The organism is Butyrivibrio sp. FCS014, from assembly GCF_000526935.1.
GTDB lineage: Bacteria > Bacillota > Clostridia > Lachnospirales > Lachnospiraceae > Butyrivibrio.
Map to the genome: position 1 here is coordinate 64,191 of NZ_JAHA01000008.1, position 13,674 is coordinate 77,864.

Genomic DNA, 13,674 nt, shown 5'->3' on the forward strand with positions numbered 1-13,674 from the left:
CTGAAGCCCGTAAAAACAGCTACGTATAACCGCTTATACGCCCCTTAGATCAAACTCGGGAATGAAGCTTTCGCTTGCCGCTTCACCCTCCTGAATGAAGCCCTTTGTAACCCCGATATTCTGCGCATAGGTAATAAGGCTCTCATACTCACTGCCGGTAACTCTCCTGTTGATCTCCGGATAGTCCGAAAGCTCGCTGTTCGGTGTAAACTGGCTCATAAGGCTAAGGTAGATGTCATCTCCGTAGCGCTCGTGCAGATACTTCACAATTAGCTTACCCTGGATCAGCATTCCCGGCATCAGAAGGTGGCGCACTACAACACCCTTTGTGATAAGGTTCTGCCCCTCTTCGTACACAGCGTCATCCCGTCTTCCATGGCTCTTTTCCCGGGTAAATTCGCAGCGTGGCTGCTGCCGCACCATCTCCTGTATTGCAGCCTTGGCAGCCTCCACATAGCCCGGAGCATTGCTGTATCTTACGGCATCCTCTTCACGGATATACTTAAAGTCCGGAAGATAGATGTCAATTAGTCCCTCCAGCATCTTCACACTGTCTGCATTAAGGTAAGAGGAGGTATTAAAAAGAAACGGTATCTTCAGCCCCTGCGCTCTGGCTCTGTCCACTGCCTTTACTATTGTGGGAATGAACATATCGCCTGTCACCAGATTGATGTTGTTGGCGCCCTGCTCCTCAAGTTCAAAGAATATCTCGGTAAGTCTCTCCCAGGTGATGATCTTTCCAATCTCACCACGGCTGATCTTCCTGTTCTGGCAAAAGACACATCCCATATTGCAGCCGGAAAAGAAAACCGTCCCGGAGCCGCGGCTTCCCGAGATGCAGGGCTCTTCCCACATATGTAAAGAAGCCCTCGCCACATGGAGAGAGCTCTTTTCCCTGCAATAACCTGTTGTGTTGTTCCTGTCTATGCCGCAGTTTCTGGGGCACAGACTGCATGAAGAATATTCCTTCATCTTCTTTTCTTTCTTCTGTCTTCGTGAGTCTCATAAAACAAGCGCTTGTCCGCATACATGGCTGCATCGGCCTTGTTGAACACGTCTGTGTAAACCTTGTCAGTCTCAGGATCATAGGAGGCGCCTCCTATGGAAACACCGATTTCAACAGAAGGATCGTGCAGTACCGGAGACTCCAGATTTTTGATATCTATCAATCCCTTAAGTTTCTGAATTCTGGCGGAAGGATCAGATTCACTTAAGATGCACACAAACTCGTCTCCGCCGATTCTGTAAATCCTGTGGCCATCGAAGATCTTACGGATAACCTCGGAGATATCCACGATAAGTTTATCTCCCATCTCATGGCCATAGTTGTCATTTATGATCTTCAGCTGGTTTATATCAAATACAACAACTGAAAATGTCAGGTCCGTTTTATCCCTGATCTTCTTATCAAGAATCTGAATATATTCCCCGTAAGAAGTCCTGTTGTTCAGGCCCGTAAGCCCGTCAACATATGCACTGGAGCGGATAACATCAATATATCCTGCGAGTCTCTCCTGCATGACATTTATCTTCTCTCCCATAAGCTCGACTTCGTCTCTGATGCCCTTCCTGCTTTCAACGGAAGCCAGGGATGTATAGTTGTCAGTCTCGGCTTCGGGCATTACCTCATGGACCAGAGTCTCAATCCCAAGGGACAGCTCATTCATCTTGCCAAAGAGATTCATGAAGTTCTTTCTGAAGTGGCTGGCAATGATCACCGTAAGAACAATACTGACCAGAATAGCAAGCACGCTGAATCTACCGGTTATTCTGGCAAGATGTTTTATCTGCTCCTGATACCATTCCGCATCAAAATCAGCAGCCACTATTCCGGCAACGTTTCCCTCGGAATCAAACACAGGAGAATAGGAACTGTAGAATTCGCCCCATCCGTCCTCATACGGGATCTGATCAACTCCCGCCTTACCCTTACTGGCGTTATAAAGGGCATCTGTATATACGATGGGGGATCCGAACTCTCCCGGATCTTCAATGGTGGGATCCACTCCGAAGACAAATTCCTTTTCATCCACCTGCATTATGCAGTAAATGTAGGCCAGCTGCATGTTATTCTGGAAATAGGAAAGAGTGGTGAAAACCCTTTGATACTCCGGCGAGCCCAGATCATCAACAGTGATCTTTGCAAGATCATCGCCATCCAGCATAGAAGCCGCAGTGTTTGAGATATCAAGCATGCGGGCATTGATCTGCTCTCTCATGGCTTCAGCCGATGCTCTTGTCATCATAAAACCAAAAGCCAGGTTAAACAAAACCAGGGCAGCGCAGATAAATATCATATATTTAGTTGTGCGGCTGAGTCTCTTCATGCACAATTACCTATATGGAGGCTATCGGTTTTCCGTATCGCACATTCTATTATAACACTAATGTCATAATTTATTTATATCTTTATGGTAAGGACATTCATTCCCAGGAGGTTTTGATAATTCACCTCATCCGCTATCTTGTAGACCATCTTTATGCCAATGTTCTTTCCGTCTTCGTCGTCGTTGTTAGCCTTGGCTCTCTCGGTGGGGTTAAACTCCTGGCAATTGTCTCTGATACGGAGTATTACATCCTCATCGCTGTGTACCACTCGAATGTCAATGGAATGAGACTTTTTGTCATTAAAGCCGTGGGCAACCACGTTTCCTGCCATTTCCTCCATGCACAACCCTGCAAAATAAGCTCTTCTCTTGTCGACTCCTCTTTTCTTGCAGAAATCCACAATCTGCTGGGAAATGCTTGTAACCTCATCCATCTGCCTTACGGTGATATCAAGCCTCTCATCGGGCTTTGCACCGAAGTCCTCGGGAATAAGCATCAGATCCTCAAGGTTCTTGGGGATGCGCTTAAGTCCTCCCCAGGCCGAGAAGAATATAACAGCGCAGCAGATAACGCCGTTAAGAATATTTGAGATATAAAGGCCGTTCATCTTCATCAGCGGGATCAGCACGAAACTGCAGGCAACAACACCCACCATTCCGTCGATGATGGGAAGTATAATAGACAGCTTTTTTCTCTCGATGGTCTGTGCATAGCAGCAGAAATTAAGGCTCACCATGGCCGGGAACATGCAAAGGGGAAGAAGTCTGAATCCCATTACCGTCATATCAAAAACGGGATCCATAGGATCATGGTAGAACAGCATTGTAAGGGGCTTTGCACAGAGCACCAGGAAAGCCACTATAACGCACATCAGAAGATTTCCCTTTGTAAGGCACACTCTCAGAGCGTCCACCAGTGACCTGCGGTCCTTCTCTCCTACACTTATGGAAAAGAGCATTCGGCAAACCGCCACCATTCCGAAAGGGAATGCCCAGAATACTGCCAGCACGTTGTTGGAGGCCGCAAAGGCCGAAAGGCCCACGGTGCCCACATAGGTAATGATAAGGTAGTTTACAATAAAGCAACGGAACATCTCGAGGAACCTTGAGATTGCTCCCGATAATCCCAGGCGGAACATATCGGGAATATCACTCCACTTAGCTGCTTTAATAGAGAATCTCCACTCTGACTTGCCTGCAAAGTAATACTGAGCCTGGATCAAAAGGAATATCCAGGTGGCAATTGATGAGCTAAGGCCCAGTCCGAAGGTTCCCCAGGGAATTATCACCACGAAAAGATGGTTCAGGATAACGTTGACCACAAAACAGGATATACTGGCCACCATTGTGCGCTTTGTCTGATTTTCCAGAGACAGGAAGGAAAAGAGCTGTTGGCCCAGTACCAGGGCGGGAATGCCAATGGCCTGTCCCAGCAGATAATGATTGAACATGGTAAGGTCGGGCTCAACATTCACCATGAGCCTGGTTGCGCCGGTCACCGCACCGATTGTCATAAGAAGTGATGTAGTAACTGCAATGATGGTTGATACCACCAGGTCCAGGGTAAAGATACTGTGTACAGCTTCTCTGTTTCTGGCGACATACCTGCCGTACAGAATCTGGGAGCCGCCCACCAGGAGCATGCTGGCTGCATACAGGAAGTGATTGAAGGGAGCATACAGTCCCAGAGCGCTCATTGCAACTTTGCCTATGGCATTACTGGCGTAAAGGCCGTCAACAATTCCGTTCACCGCATTGATCACTATCAGCAGGACCTGATAGGGCAAGAGCCTGAAAAACAGCCCTGTCAGCAGCTTGCTGTCTGATAAGTCCTTCTCTGTATCTTTTCCCATTTCTTCCCTCCTGTGGAATTACATAGTTCATTTACACGAATAACAGTGTGTATTTATTCTATTTTACACCATAATTTATCAGAACGAATCAAAAAGACTTATCTGGCAATCTATCCAGGACTTCTGATCAACGTCATTTATCTCGTCATCAGGTGTGTAATTGCCTATAAGGAACGGCGAATTTGGATCATGGGCTTGCATATTGCGCTTTACAGCTTCTATGTCGTTGTTGGCATAGCAGTACCTGCAAAGATGGCCGCAGCTGTCATAGGCACCTATATCCCCGGAGAGGTAGCAGGCGCACTCTTTTCTTGCTGGTTTCTTATTGGGGACGATGAGTCTTTTCCCAAGGGCTTTCTCGTAGTCTTTTACCGTCATGCAGCCGGAACAGTCCGCGCCGTACCGTGAAAGAAAATCGCCTTCGCCGCAGGGTTTGACGGTCATTCCATGAGCCCCGGCCATGGCCACTATCTCTTTTCCCAGGAAATGCTTGTCCTCGCGGGTGACAGCTGTTATCTCCGGAAAGTTTCTCTTCACCTTCTCGTACAGATCGATAAAGCTGATGACCACAATATTTGTATAGCCCTCAAGCTCTGCCGCCATCTGCTCAAAAGCCCGAAGGTGGTACTCTTTCGTATATCTGTCTGTAACAAGGATGGGGTCGTACCTCCAGCCGATGCGCTCTTTGCCCACCATCTCTGAAAGAGTCTTAAAGTCCTCAAGTATCTTGTGCTTATCGGGAACAGCAGGCTCGATATCCTTGCCGTAGGGAGTTATGGTGACGTACCAGAACTGCCCATAGCCCTCAAGAAGTTTCATGTATGGGAAAAAAGGTGATGGATTCTTGGAGCAAAATCCAATGATATCCACCACCTTGGGATTTAATCTGTATCTGCTGACCTGAACAGGGTTAAAGGGGTTTCGCACGCACACAAATCCCTCCTTAAGCCTGTTCGCCAGCCATGTTGGATAAAACGCCGGAATATCCGTACGCTGTCCGGTATTTAATATCATGAAAGTATTTCCTTACGCTTTGTAATAATCAGTATGCTCAATTTCTATAGGCCAATGCTGGTAAAACTTCATACAGTAAATATTATAACACTTTTAAGATTCGTCTCCCGACCGGTTCTCTTGAGACAGGTTTTCTACGATGCGCTGACGAACTGCGCAGAGTAGAGCTCGTAGTACGCTCCCCTTCTTGCCATAAGGCTCTCATGGTCGCCCCACTCAAGGATTCCGCCGTCATCAATGACGAATATCTTGTCCGCATTTTTGATAGTAGACAGCCTGTGTGCAACAACGAATGACGTTCTCTTTTTAAGAAGCTCCTCTATACCCTGCTGAACCAGTATCTCCGTTCTTGTGTCGATACTGGCTGTAGCCTCATCCAGTATGAGGATCTTGGGATCTGTCAAAAGAGTTCTCGCAAAAGCAATAAGCTGTCTCTGTCCGTTTGACAATCCGCCTCCACGCTCGGTTATCACAGTGTCATACCCCTTCTCCATCTGTGAGATGAAATCGTGAGCATGTACAGCCTTTGACACCTCCAACATCTCTTCATCCGAGGCATCCGGTCTTCCATACTTGATGTTATCCCTGATGGTTCCGGAAAAGAGATAGTTGTCCTGGGTCATGATTCCAAGCTGATTTCTAAGCGACTGTATTGTAACCTTGCTGATATCATATCCGTCCACCAGTATTCTTCCGCTTTTGGTGTTGTAGAATCTGCTGATAAGACTCACGATGGTAGTCTTACCTGCACCTGTAGGTCCAACCAGAGCTATGGTCTCTCCCTTTTTAGCCTTAAAGCTTACATTGTGGAGAATGTCCACATCAGGCTCATCGGGATAAGCGAAGGTCACATGGTCAAACTCGACATTTCCCTCAATCCCGGGAAGATCAATCGCCTTCTCACCATCCTTAACAAGCGGATCCATGTCCATGATCTCATATACTCTTTCAGCTGATGACAGGTTGGTTATCAGCTTATTGTAGTAACTGGCAAGATCCCTTATAGGACTAAAGAACATGCCAAGATAGAGAACAAATGCAGAAAGCGTACCTATGGACTCCGGCCTGACATTAAGCTTTGTCACTGCAAGATAATACAATGTAGCAGTTCCAAGTCCTCCTGCAATCTCAATCGTAGGACTGTAGGTATCTGTGATCACAACTGCACTTCTGAAAGCTTTTATAACCTCATTAACAAGTCCGTCGAATTCCTTCGAAGATTCCTCCTGAGCATTGAAGCTCTGGATAACGGATACCCCCTCAATGCCCTCGTGGATGTACGCTGTCATGTTGGAATCTTTCTTTTTCAAGATCTGCCATCTCTTGTGAGCCAGGATCTCGCAGAAATAAAGTCCAAGCATGATTATCGGAACCGCAACCGCTGCGGACAGCGAGAGAACAGGACTCTTTACGATCATAATAGCAAGTATCACCACAAGGCTTATGGCCTCAGGCGCCAGGGTTGTAACAGTACTTGAGAGCACATCTTTCAGCGCATTGATATCTCCCGTGATCCTTGCCAGAATCTTACCGGATGGTCTCTGGTCAAAAAAGTCTACCCCAAGCTCCTGGATATGAACATAGAGCCTTCTTCTGATGTTCATGATCATGTCGTTGGAAATGACTGCCATGATGCGCCTCCAGATCCTGGTGGCGGCGTAGTTTACAAAGGCAAGCACTATCATAAAGCCAGCCATCATAAACAGTCCCTTTGTATTCTTATTTATGATCTCATCATCAATTACTTTCTCAATCAGCAGAGGATAAGTGGTCTGAATGGCAACAGTGACCAGGATCAGCCCCGTTACCAGTACAATTTTCCCTTTATATTCCAGGAGATTCTTAAGGAGTCTTTTTAAGACGTCAAGCTTAAGACTCTCCTTTAAATCTTCATCCTCTCTGGTGCTGTTAATAGCCATATATGCACCTCCTTACTCATTTACTGCAAGAGCGTTTCGATAGTCTCCGTACTGGGCTTCGTAGGTGCTGTAGTACAGTCCCCTCTTTCCAATAAGCTCAGCGTGAGTTCCTCTCTCTTTTACTCTTCCGTTTTCCAAAACTATGATCTCATCTGCATCCTTAACCGAAGATATACGGTGACCGATGATGATCTTACTCATGTCTTTTTTCTTTAAAAGTTCCTGTTGTATTGCAGCTTCCGTCTCCATATCCAGCGCAGATGTAGAGTCATCAAGCACCAGAAGATCTGCCTTCTTGGCAAGGGCTCTCGCAATTGAAAGTCTCTGCTTCTGCCCACCGGAAAGCCCGATTCCCCTCTCTCCGATAACTGCCTCGTAACTGTCGGTTATTTTCTCAACGAAGTCCTTGGCGTGTGCGCTCTTTATGGCATTTCTAACTGTCATTTCATCCATTGTATCCTTGAATCCAAGCCTGACATTCTCTGTTATGGTGTCGGAGAAAAGAAATACATCCTGGGTTACCACTGATGAAAAGGCCCTTACAGCAGACAAAGGCATCTCCTTAATGTCTTTTCCCTCGATGCGTATGCAACCCTCCGTAACGTCATAGAATCTCTCAAGAAGATTGACTATGGTACTCTTTCCCGCACCCGTTGCTCCCATGATACCCAGTGTCTTTCCCTTTTCTATGGTAAAAGACACATCCTCTAAGATGGGCTTATCCTCGATTGCAAAGCTTACATTCTCAAAGCTTATCTGTCCCGGAGCACTGACTGCATCCGACAGCTCTTTTCCCGAAGGATCGGTTATATCAGGCATTGTGTCAAGGACCTTGGAAATCTTCTTGTATCCTGCAAGGCCCTGGGAAACCAGGGACAGCATCCATCCAAGATTCTCAATAGGCCATACGATGTTGATTGAATATGACACGAATGCCACAAGTGTTCCGTAGGTTATGCTCCCTTTTATAGCCGCGTATCCGCCAATTGCGACCACAGCCACCTGCATTACCTTTGGGATAAGACCGATGAGCGGATCGCTGTCAGCAAGATCTTTGGCGAATTTCTTGTTAGCCTCGGCATAGTCACGGTTCTTTTCATCGAACTTCTTCATCTCGGTGCCTTCTGCCGAAAAAGCCTTAACTGTCCTTACACCTGAGATGTTCTCTTCGACGACCTTGGTAAGAGCTGCGTTTCTCTCGCTTATATCGTCGTAGTCCTTGCCAAGGGTCTTTTCAAGATGAAGTGCCACATATGCAAGAAGCGGCATAAATACCAGAGGCACAATACTGAGCTTCCAGTTAAGCCTTACCATGCAGACAACAACACCGATGAAGTAAACTGTTGCCTCTGTCAGCAGCATTCCGACAAATCCTGTCAGATCCCAGACTGCTCCGGCGTCGTCCTTGACTCTTGCCATGAGTTCTCCGGTGTTGGTCTTATCAAAATACCCCTTGTGAAGCGAAAAGATATGCTTCATCATATCTTTTCTGAGTCCCGATGCCACGCGGCATCCTGACATGTCACAAAGGAACTCTTTTACGAACTGGAAGAAAGCTCTTCCCAGGCCTGCTGCCACAAACAGAAGAATATCTCTTCTGAATATGTCCATGTTTCTCCCCACGATAACATCGTCCACCATGGAAAGGGTTACGAAGGGAAGCAGTACGTCGATTGCTGTGCTGCATATAAGCGATATTCCGCCGATGGTGTATCTCCACCAGTTTCTGATCAAATACTTTTTCATAATTATCACATCCTTAATAAAAAACAGCGGTAGAGCCCGAAGACCCTACCGCTGAAAATAGCCATAAAAATAGCGTGGTCTCCATGCGGATACCACGCCTGATTGCTTCAAGATAAATCCGGTTATTGAGCAAACTCCTGCGAGGTAACCACAATTTCCTTATTCACTGCCTTATGATTTCTAGTCTTTAACATTGTTCTTACCTCCTTTCTTAGTTTGCTTTATCACAAGTTATTATTACATTATGCTAATTGACATGCTTTGTCAACACAATTATTTAAATTAACTGTCTTTTTTACCTGACTGGTGGTTTCCAGGGCTTTGGGGTTAAAAGAGTGGTTTTTCCGATATCCGGAAGGACATCGTAGATAGAGCATCCCATACGCTCTTCAAAGTCCTCCTTTATCTTGAAGGCGATTTCCCACCCTTTAATGTATCCTTCCATAATTCCGTATCGCCTGGTAACATCAACAAATCTTTTTTCCAAAATCACAAAACCATAATCAGTAGCAAGAGAATCGCAGAGCTGGATCAGCCTGTCATAGTCATCCGGCTCTCCACAATTCATTATGTAATCCTTTATGGCCTTCTCATGCTCTGTTTCAGGATTGTAATCGAACTCATCCTGCATGCGAAGATAGGAATGTGTCATACAAATCCTGGCAGCCTCATCCCATCCTTTTTCCATGCAGTACTTATATCCTTCATAGACATGTGTTGGAATATCAACAAACCCAAATTTGCACCTTCTTCCAATATCATGTAAAAGGCCGACTATATATGCTTTTGTCGGATCCATGTCGGGTATTTTTTCTGCAATATTCCTGGCAGCAAGTCCAACGTTCATAGAATGCTTGACCCATGGACCCGGGTTCAGTTTCTCCGCAATTTCCAGTTCTTTAATAGCCTCATCTATACTTGGTAACATATTTCTATGCCTTCTTTCTTGCTATCGCAGTAAACTCTCCGGGGAGTTTCTCGTTCTCCCATGAAGGATGTTCATCAAAACGCTCCAAAGTAAATCCGCTCCCGATGATAGAAACAACCTGCTTCAGTTTTTCGTCTAGAGCTCAGTCGTATTCCGCAACTGCTATTCCATTAACGCGTCCAGCCATATATTTCCCTACTATAAGACTAACAAGGAGTTTTCCATCCATGTCACCTTCATAATCGAGTTCAATATCAAAGTTATTATTCTCAAAATCCCCTTGCCTCGAATCTTCTTCAGAATCAAAATCAGAACTGTATTGACGTCCGACCAGTTCTACCGCTTTATCAATCAATTTATCATCGATAATGGTAAATGTATCTGTTAATAACTCATTTGTAACTGAACCATATATATCCGCAGATATGCATTTGTATGGGAGACAGTATACCCCCTCATCAACATGTTCCCGCTTGAGTTTTTCATCTTCCTCGCTCGTATAAGTTACAGTTATTCCGTTCTCAAAACGATAAATATATTCTCTTCCATTATAGCTTATGGAATGATTTTTAAACTCTTCTTCCCCAATCTGATACTTTTTCCACAAATACCGCTTTAGGTCCTCATCAGACGTATATACCGAACGAATCCTTAAGGTTTTGAAATAATTCTCTGCTTTAGGGACTTCACTATATATTTGTTTAAGCCGATCATCCTCGATATATATTTCATTACTGCTATAGCCGTCCATAGGTAACAGTATTAAAACACTTAAAGATTTACTCATTCTTGCTTCTCACCCTATCAATCGTCTTTTTCACTAACATCTGATTCAATTAATCCTATAACCAAATCCTGTAATTGAGCAGCATTCTTGCTTGTGATCACAGACTTTCCTGTACGCTTCTCCACTGCTACTCTCGCTTCTCCTGCCGCTTCCCCGCCTTCAATTGCAACCATTCGATTTTCCTCGAAAGTCTCCGGCTTCTTTTGCTTTGAAATCTCTGTAGTAGTAGCCTCAGCCAACATATTAAGCACCAGTTCCAACGTGGACATATTATCCCTGAGGTTTTCCTTTTTCAAACCTTTATGATTCTTATACTGTCGCGTCGTCATCCCGGACCAAGCTTTCGATATTTCATCTGTAAGAATGGCAAACTCTACACCTTTTTTCACTCCGCGTTTTTCCCATTCATCTGTAAGTTCTTTTCGCACCTGAATAGCCTGCAGTCGCTGATTAATCCATTCTCTGGAATAACCTTTCTTAGCGTAGGTTTCAAGAGCCCTCTCGATAGTCAACTCTGGATCTATTACTTCTTCAATGCGCTCCCTGCCAACCTGTGCCAGCCACATCTTAAATGGTTCGGCTTTTTTTGACGGGATTGACTGAATAATACGAAGCAGTTGCTCTGTGTTGGCGACATCAGTTAAACGCATTTTCCCATCCTGCGCTGTCATTTTCAACTGGTGACAATTTGTCACCAGTTGACTTCCCTCTTCTTTTAGTCTCTGTTTCAGTTTGTTCCAATACTTTCTAGCTTTTTCGTAATTAATTTGCTCCGTAAGAGCTCCAACAACATCGACAACCGAAAAATACCATTCTTCCTCTTTCTCAACCCACGCAGTTCTGATCGGCTGATCCTCAAATAATTGTACTTTATCACTTTCCATGATTACTACCTCACAGATACATATTTTATGCCATTGGCATATTGATATTATCATATTCCAATGGTATAATCAATGCATATTTCGAGTATTATGCCAATGTATAGACATAGCTATCTATTTAATACAAGGAGTTAAGTCATATGAATATATCACTTAATACAAGCCGATTAATAGAATGCAGAGAAAAAATGGGAATCACCAAAATGGAAGCAGCCAAAAGGATGCAGCTCTCGCAACCGGCATATTTACGGTATGAAGCAGGCTCTAGAATACCTTCTCTCCAAACACTTTCCATCATAGCGAATGTTTTAAATACTTCCGTTGAGTACCTGACAGGACAGTCTGATGATCCGCATCCAATTTCGTATACTATATCTAAATCTACCGACCCAGAGTTGTTTGAATTGATCAATATATGTAAAGCCGCTGATAATAGCGCATTTAAAAGGCTGTTTGCTTATGCAAGCAAATTGTCTGAACACAAATAGACAAACAAAACAAATATCTTCAGGCGCACCATAAAAAGCAGGCAATCTGCCACTTAATTTCCTGTTATCAAATTGTTATCTCCTGGCGCAAAAAAAGGCTTCCGAAATCGCTGATTTACGCTATCGAAAGCCTTTATTTACTGCTATTGAATTCCTACCCGCAAGCCACCCGGTATTATTCTAATTCTACCGTTCCCGGAGGCTTACTCGTGAGGTCGTACATTACGCGGTTGACGCCCTTGACCTCGTTGATGATGCGGCTCATGACTTTCTGCAGAACTTCGAAGGGAATCTCGGAGGCCTCGGCTGTCATGAAGTCCACTGTCTCAACGGCGCGGAGCACCACTGCGTAGTCGTAGGTTCTCTCGTCGCCCATAACGCCAACAGAGCGCATGTTGGACAGTGCTGCAAAGTACTGGTCCGGAAGCTTCTCAAGACCGGCTGCTGCCAGCTCTGTACGATAGATGTAGTCTGCATCCTGGACGATGCGTACCTTCTCCTCGGTCACTTCTCCGATGATACGGATTCCAAGACCGGGACCGGGGAAGGGCTGACGGAAAACAAGATACTCGGGAAGCCCAAGCTCAAGTCCGGCCTTTCTTACCTCATCCTTGAAAAGGAGCCTTAACGGCTCAATAATCTCTTTAAAATCAACATAGTCGGGAAGTCCGCCAACGTTGTGGTGTGACTTGATAACAACGGACTCACCGCCAAGGCCGGATTCAACAACATCGGGATAGATGGTGCCCTGGGCAAGGAAGTCTACCTTGCCGATCTTCTTGGCCTCTTCCTCAAATACACGAATGAATTCTTCGCCGATGATCTTACGCTTGCGCTCGGGCTCTTCCACCCCTTTGAGCTTGGCGTAGTATCTCTGAGCCGCATTTACGCGGATGAAGTTTACATCGAACTTTCCACCTTCTCCGAATACGCTCTCAACTTCATCCCCTTCGTTCTTTCTAAGAAGGCCGTGGTCTACAAATACGCATGTGAGCTGCTTGCCGATGGCTTTTGCAAGAAGGGCTGCCAGAACTGAAGAGTCCACTCCGCCGGAAAGGGCCAGAAGAACCTTGCCGTCTCCAACCTTCTGTCTTATATCGGCAACGGTATTCTCAACAAAGGAATCCATTCTCCAGGTACCTGCTGTTTCGCAGATGCCGCGAACGAAGTTATGTAATATCTCTTTTCCCTTAACTGTATGAAGAACCTCAGGATGGAACTGGATCGCATAGAGCTTCTTCTCTTCCCAGGCTGCCGCTGCAACAGGGCAGTCATCGGTGTGAGCTACGATTTCAAATCCGGGAGCGGCCTTGCTGATGTAGTCAAAATGGCTCATCCAGACAATAGTCTCATCCTCAATGCCTGCAAACAGTTTATCCCTTGAACCATCAATATAGGTTCTGGTCTTACCGTACTCACGAACGGGAGCCTTCTCAACCTTGCCGCCCATAAGAAGCATCATAAGCTGAGCGCCGTAGCAAAGTCCAAGCACCGGGATTCCCAGCTCAAAAAGCTCCTTTGTATAAGACGGTGCGCCCTCCTCGTAACATGAATTGGGTCCGCCTGTAAGTATGATGCCCTTGGGAGCCATTTCCTTGATCTGCTCAATGGGCGTGCGATAGGAATAGATCTCACAGTAAACGTTACATTCCCTGACTCTTCGGGCAACCAGCTGGTTGTACTGCCCTCCGAAGTCAATAACTATGACCTTTTCTTCTGAAGCCATGC

At 45.5% G+C, this 13,674-nt stretch carries 11 protein-coding genes; 1 reads left to right on the plus strand and 10 read right to left on the minus strand.

Annotation, left to right across the window (positions count from 1 at the left end):
• Nucleotides 1–33 precede the first annotated feature (33 nt).
• The 9 genes from T456_RS0109230 to T456_RS19680 form a co-directional block, all read right to left on the minus strand.
• Nucleotides 34–972, minus strand: a complete 939-nt coding sequence (locus T456_RS0109230) for a radical SAM protein (protein ID WP_024865887.1) — start codon at nt 970–972, stop codon at nt 34–36.
• Complete coding sequence (locus T456_RS0109235) at nt 969–2,327, minus strand: GGDEF domain-containing protein (protein ID WP_081749047.1); 1,359 nt, start codon at nt 2,325–2,327, stop codon at nt 969–971. The genes T456_RS0109230 and T456_RS0109235 overlap by 4 nt, the downstream gene beginning before the upstream one ends.
• A gap of 74 nt (nt 2,328–2,401) precedes the next feature.
• Entirely contained in the window at nt 2,402–4,180 is a 1,779-nt protein-coding gene (locus tag T456_RS0109240) for an MATE family efflux transporter (RefSeq protein ID WP_024865889.1), read from the minus strand.
• 78 nt (nt 4,181–4,258) lie between these two features.
• Nucleotides 4,259–5,194, minus strand: a complete 936-nt coding sequence (locus T456_RS0109245; RefSeq protein WP_024865890.1) for a DUF1848 domain-containing protein — start codon at nt 5,192–5,194, stop codon at nt 4,259–4,261.
• A gap of 134 nt (nt 5,195–5,328) precedes the next feature.
• The gene (locus tag T456_RS0109250) at nt 5,329–7,113 is read right to left on the minus strand and encodes an ABC transporter ATP-binding protein (RefSeq protein ID WP_024865891.1); all 1,785 of its coding nucleotides are present in this window, start codon (nt 7,111–7,113) and stop codon (nt 5,329–5,331) included.
• 12 nt (nt 7,114–7,125) lie between these two features.
• On the minus strand, nt 7,126–8,859 hold the full coding sequence (locus T456_RS0109255) for an ABC transporter ATP-binding protein (RefSeq protein ID WP_024865892.1): 1,734 nt from the start codon (nt 8,857–8,859) through the stop codon (nt 7,126–7,128).
• A 295-nt stretch (nt 8,860–9,154) separates the two neighbouring features.
• Nucleotides 9,155–9,787 carry an HD domain-containing protein gene (locus tag T456_RS0109260; RefSeq protein ID WP_024865893.1) on the minus strand — a complete coding sequence of 211 codons (633 nt, stop codon included), beginning with the start codon at nt 9,785–9,787 and terminating at the stop codon, nt 9,155–9,157.
• A 142-nt stretch (nt 9,788–9,929) separates the two neighbouring features.
• A complete protein-coding gene (locus T456_RS0109265; protein WP_024865894.1) occupies nt 9,930–10,574 on the minus strand; it encodes a hypothetical protein in 645 nt (214 codons plus the stop codon).
• A gap of 17 nt (nt 10,575–10,591) precedes the next feature.
• The gene (locus T456_RS19680) at nt 10,592–11,458 is read right to left on the minus strand and encodes a BRO family protein (protein WP_035801735.1); all 867 of its coding nucleotides are present in this window, start codon (nt 11,456–11,458) and stop codon (nt 10,592–10,594) included.
• 140 nt (nt 11,459–11,598) lie between these two features.
• On the opposite strand from T456_RS19680, the gene T456_RS0109275 reads away from it, so the two are divergent.
• Nucleotides 11,599–11,946 carry a helix-turn-helix domain-containing protein gene (locus tag T456_RS0109275; protein ID WP_024865895.1) on the plus strand — a complete coding sequence of 116 codons (348 nt, stop codon included), beginning with the start codon at nt 11,599–11,601 and terminating at the stop codon, nt 11,944–11,946.
• A 175-nt stretch (nt 11,947–12,121) separates the two neighbouring features.
• Here the strand turns inward: T456_RS0109275 and guaA are convergent, their stop codons facing one another.
• Nucleotides 12,122–13,672 carry a glutamine-hydrolyzing GMP synthase gene (guaA, locus tag T456_RS0109280; protein WP_024865896.1) on the minus strand — a complete coding sequence of 517 codons (1,551 nt, stop codon included), beginning with the start codon at nt 13,670–13,672 and terminating at the stop codon, nt 12,122–12,124.
• Between the last annotated feature and the right edge of the window lie 2 nt (nt 13,673–13,674).

Bases quoted from the DNA above. Each gene is read 5' to 3' on its own strand.
- T456_RS0109245 (WP_024865890.1), bottom strand. From the start codon at position 5,194: ATGATATTAAATACCGGACAGCGTACGGATATTCCGGCGTTTTATCCA.
- T456_RS0109265 (WP_024865894.1), bottom strand. From the start codon at position 10,574: ATGAGTAAATCTTTAAGTGTTTTAATACTGTTACCTATGGACGGCTAT.
- T456_RS0109250 (WP_024865891.1), bottom strand. From the start codon at position 7,113: ATGGCTATTAACAGCACCAGAGAGGATGAAGATTTAAAGGAGAGTCTT.
- T456_RS0109275 (WP_024865895.1), top strand. From the start codon at position 11,599: ATGAATATATCACTTAATACAAGCCGATTAATAGAATGCAGAGAAAAA.
- T456_RS0109260 (WP_024865893.1), bottom strand. From the start codon at position 9,787: ATGTTACCAAGTATAGATGAGGCTATTAAAGAACTGGAAATTGCGGAG.
- T456_RS0109240 (WP_024865889.1), bottom strand. From the start codon at position 4,180: ATGGGAAAAGATACAGAGAAGGACTTATCAGACAGCAAGCTGCTGACA.
- T456_RS0109255 (WP_024865892.1), bottom strand. From the start codon at position 8,859: ATGAAAAAGTATTTGATCAGAAACTGGTGGAGATACACCATCGGCGGA.
- guaA (WP_024865896.1), bottom strand. From the start codon at position 13,672: ATGGCTTCAGAAGAAAAGGTCATAGTTATTGACTTCGGAGGGCAGTAC.
- T456_RS0109230 (WP_024865887.1), bottom strand. From the start codon at position 972: ATGAAGGAATATTCTTCATGCAGTCTGTGCCCCAGAAACTGCGGCATA.
- T456_RS19680 (WP_035801735.1), bottom strand. From the start codon at position 11,458: ATGGAAAGTGATAAAGTACAATTATTTGAGGATCAGCCGATCAGAACT.
- T456_RS0109235 (WP_081749047.1), bottom strand. From the start codon at position 2,327: ATGAAGAGACTCAGCCGCACAACTAAATATATGATATTTATCTGCGCT.